This window comes from Microcystis sp. M53598_WE2, from assembly GCF_030067735.1.
GTDB lineage: Bacteria > Cyanobacteriota > Cyanobacteriia > Cyanobacteriales > Microcystaceae > Microcystis > Microcystis aeruginosa.
The window spans coordinates 1-2,048 of sequence record NZ_JASJFE010000560.1 but is presented as its reverse complement, the minus strand read 5'-3'; the positions used below and the strand labels follow the sequence as shown (position 1 = coordinate 2,048).

At 40.7% G+C, this 2,048-nt stretch carries 3 protein-coding genes; 2 read left to right on the top strand and 1 reads right to left on the bottom strand.

The window, feature by feature from the left end:
* Positions 1 to 178: 178 nt before the first annotated feature.
* Together PX636_RS11425 and PX636_RS11420 are read left to right on the top strand one after the other, a co-directional pair.
* A complete protein-coding gene (locus PX636_RS11425) occupies positions 179 to 580 on the top strand; it encodes a phage integrase SAM-like domain-containing protein (protein WP_002740193.1) in 402 nt (133 codons plus the stop codon).
* Between the two features lie 120 nt (positions 581 to 700).
* Positions 701 to 1,264, top strand: a complete 564-nt coding sequence (locus tag PX636_RS11420; RefSeq protein WP_288117254.1) for a DUF4334 domain-containing protein — start codon at positions 701 to 703, stop codon at positions 1,262 to 1,264.
* Positions 1,265 to 1,819: 555 nt separating this feature from the next.
* Here the strand turns inward: PX636_RS11420 and PX636_RS11415 are convergent.
* Positions 1,820 to 2,048: leucine-rich repeat domain-containing protein (locus tag PX636_RS11415; RefSeq protein WP_288117252.1), on the bottom strand; the 229-nt coding region annotated here is incomplete at its 5' end.

The following is a 2,048-nucleotide window of genomic DNA, read 5'->3' as shown; positions in this document are numbered from 1 at the left end:
TAGAGGCTTTTAAAGACTGCGTACATGGAGAATTAAAACAAGAATTACCCTCGAAAAGCCTATTTTTCCACTAAGTATTTATGCTCATTGCAAAGGTGAGATGCTCCCCTTGGAAAAAAACACTTGATTCATTACCCTATTGACCATCGAGCAGCGATTTGGAGGAGAGAAATTTGAGATGGATGATTCCCAGAAATACGAGGCTGACTGTCAAAAGATAAGAAAAGTCAATCATGAATTACTAAAGGATTTCGAGAGTTGGCTAGAATCATCAGGTTTGTCGGAAAAAACCATTAATAATCATATTTCAAATATAGATTTTTATATCAATGAATATTTACTCTATGAGGATGCAGTAGAAGCTAAGGACGGGGTAGATATGGTCGGTGACTTTTTGGGTTATTGGTTTATCAAAAAGGCCCTGTGGGCCAGTCAATCAAGCCTCAAGGCTAACGCAGGTAGTCTGAAAAAGTTCTACACTTTCTTACTGGAAAAAGGCCTAATAGATAAAGATGATTTGCGAGAACTTAAAGAAACCATCAAGGAAGAAATGAGTGAATGGCTGGAAACCCTAGAGTGATACGATGACCCATTGAGTGAAGATATGTGGGATGTTTGGTGATTTTAGCCGAGGGGCAATCCCCCACCCTCTGGCTGAGAAGCTATAATATCATTGTCAGGACACAAGGAGAGCGAGACAATGGAAACATTAGAATTAGAAAGCTGCCAGTCGATTCTTAAAGCTGGTCAAACGACGACCGAAAGAGCGTTAGAATTATTTGACGCTCTCGAACCCGTGAGTTTAGACTTTATGCTCGGTCGTTGGCAAGGTTCTGGACTTCAGACAAATCACCCAATGGATGGTTTATTAGAAGCATCTAATTGGTATGGTAAAGAATTTGTCGATACTGAGAATGTCCACCCCCTGTTATTTTTAGATGGTCAGGGAAAAATTTTTAAGGTGGCACCCAATCCCACGGCCATGAACTGGATTTTGAAGCTGCCGATACTCAAAAATAATTCTCTGAAACCTTTACTGATGCTGACCAACTCCTTGCTGAAAACAGAGACAAGTCAGGCTAGACTGCGAATGATGGAATATCGGGGCAAAGTCAGCGCCACGATGATTTATGATTATTTGCCCATCAATGACTCTTTTCGGAAAGTAGATGATAATACCGTGCTGGGAATTATGGATTTTAAAAACTCTCCCCAACCTTTCTTTTTTGTTCTCAAGCGATGTCAAAGACCTCTTAATTCTTGAGGTTCGATTTAAACGCTCTGGTGCAAGAATTTAGAGTTGAGGGATAATTCAAGTACAGAGGAACAGGAGGTAATTATGAACTTATCATCGTTGTCATCGGGTTGAAGTGGCTGAGAAGTTAAAAAAATTAACTCACCAACCAATTAAGCATTTAGAATAACATAATTCTACACTTGCTGTGGACGAAATGCGCGTTCATCCCATTCTTCTTGATAAATAGAGTCAGATGTTTGATTCATTTTGAGTGCAATATCACTTAAGAGTTTGTGGCGTTTGAACATTCTTCTAATTTCACCATCGACTAGATTCAACAAATAAGGAATTTCATGTCCTTATTTGACAAAAAGAGAGATAATATTAAATATTTGTAAACTTTTTCGCCTAAGTTACTTTTCTGTGGTAAGCAAATCTTTACTGCTCCGATGGGGGGTTTCTTGGGGGGTGTCATCGTTGTTGGTTTCTGGTTCTTGTCCTTTAAAAATCGTGATAGATCGCCAAAAACCCTCTAAAAACTGATTGAAGGTCGTTTCATTGATTTTACCCGTCCAGAGCAAACTAAAAGAGGACCCACAGGGAGGTAAGTCGAGCGAGCGCTTCTGGAATCTCCCTGATTTGGTTACTAATGAGGTCGAGGGATTGCAGGGAGGTGAGTCGAGCGAGCGCTTCTGGAATCTCCCTGATTTGGTTACTGTTGAGGTTGAGGGATTGCAGGGAGGTGAGTCGAGCGAGCGCTTCTGGAATCTCCCTGATTTGGTTACTGTTGAGGTTGAGGTATTGCAGGGAG